This window comes from Ideonella sp. FW305-24, assembly GCF_058788035.1.
Map to the genome: position 1 here is coordinate 1 of NZ_JBYTAI010000043.1, position 1,459 is coordinate 1,459.

Below are 1,459 nucleotides of genomic sequence, written 5' to 3' on the forward strand. Positions count from 1 at the left end.
TTGCTCGGAGCGCCTTTGCTGAAAGCCACGGGCGCCGTCGGCAAGCTGGGAAAGGTCGGCGAAGTTCTATCGGGAGAGCTTCAATACAGCCGCGGCGATGGCGTGACCTTGAATGTTCGCGGCGTCCGCTACGGGATCGTCGGCGACGGAGTCGCATCCTCAGGCATGGGCGGGCTTCAGCGTGGCTCGGTTGGTGGGTTCAGGGTTGGTGCTGCGGGGGAGGTTGGGAATGCTGTTGACGCTGTTAACCCGGTTCAAACGAGGCTTCAAGAACTGATTGACGAAGGGCACGGAGTACAGCGGCATGGTGCCCAAGTGACCGGTGCTCAACTCGAGGGGCGTGCTGTCGAGGGCTTTGACCCGATGACTGGAACGAGGATTGACGGAGTGCATGGCGGGACACACCAATACGCTCAACACGCAACACAGGTTGTTAGCGACGAGGCGTACGTCTTCGCTGAAAGCTACGGACGAAACAGCCAGCAGTTTATCGACGCAACCACCGCATCGACGACTGGACGGGCGCAGCTTGAGATTCCGCTCAAGGAAATTTACGGGGATGACTTTAGAGATTTTGTTTCCGGCGTGACGCGCTACGGCCCTAAGGCCGCCCCTACAGGTTTCGGGAATACAATCTTCAGCGACGACGCCTACATGATTATCCGTTACAAGCAGAATCCAACCGGAGCATGGGACTTCAACACCATGTTCCCGCAACCGGAGTAATAAATTGACTACCCTTGAAGAGCCGATTGGTCGTGTATTGAAGGACTTCTGCCATGTTGAATGGTATGAAGTCGACGAACTGGCTGTGCTCGTGAGCAGCGGCGCGGCAAAGTTTGACGTGAATGCATTGCGCCGACAATTTGAGTCGTTGCTGTCACGGCCAAATGATATTGCCATCCCTATCAATAGGTTGACTGCGAACGAGTTTGAGTCGGATGAGGACGCGCGTGTTTGGCTTGAAGGCGTCTACCGGAAGGTATTCAATAAGCTGTCGTAAGAGAAAGCCTTCCCCGACAGCATGGGCCGCCTGCAGACGGTCACCCGAGACGGCGTGCAAGTCGACCAGCGCCTGTACGACGGGGCAGGCCGCGTGGTCCAGTCCGGCCCCGTGGGCCTGCGGCAAGGCTACGCCGACAAACTCAACGAAGACCTGCCGCCGGACGAACAGACCGCCCTCGAAATCCGCCGCCAGCGCTACGACGCCAACGGCCAGCTGCTCTTCGAGTGCGCCTTCGAGACCGACGGCAGCACACCCAGGTACGACATCGCCTACACCGGCTACGGCCGGGACGGCACCGTGCTCGGCTACGACGCCACGGGCAACGTCAAAGCCTACGAATACACCAACTACACGGGTGACAACGACATCAACACCGCCCACGTCACCCTGGGCCGCTACGAAGGCTATGTCGAACTCAGCACCACGACCAGCAGCAGCAAGTTCGACACCGGC

General features: G+C 58.9%; 3 protein-coding genes. All 3 read left to right on the top strand.

Features of this window, described 5'->3' with window-relative positions; all coding sequences use genetic code 11:
* The coding region (locus AC3WR5_RS33410; RefSeq protein WP_492490102.1) for a hypothetical protein at window positions 1–726 on the top strand (726 nt) is incomplete at its 5' end.
* A gap of 4 nt (window positions 727–730) precedes the next feature.
* On the top strand, window positions 731–1,003 hold the full coding sequence (locus AC3WR5_RS33415) for a hypothetical protein (protein WP_492490103.1): 273 nt from the start codon (window positions 731–733) through the stop codon (window positions 1,001–1,003).
* Window positions 1,004–1,024: 21 nt separating this feature from the next.
* Window positions 1,025–1,459: hypothetical protein (locus AC3WR5_RS33420; RefSeq protein WP_492490104.1), on the top strand; the 435-nt coding region annotated here is incomplete at its 3' end.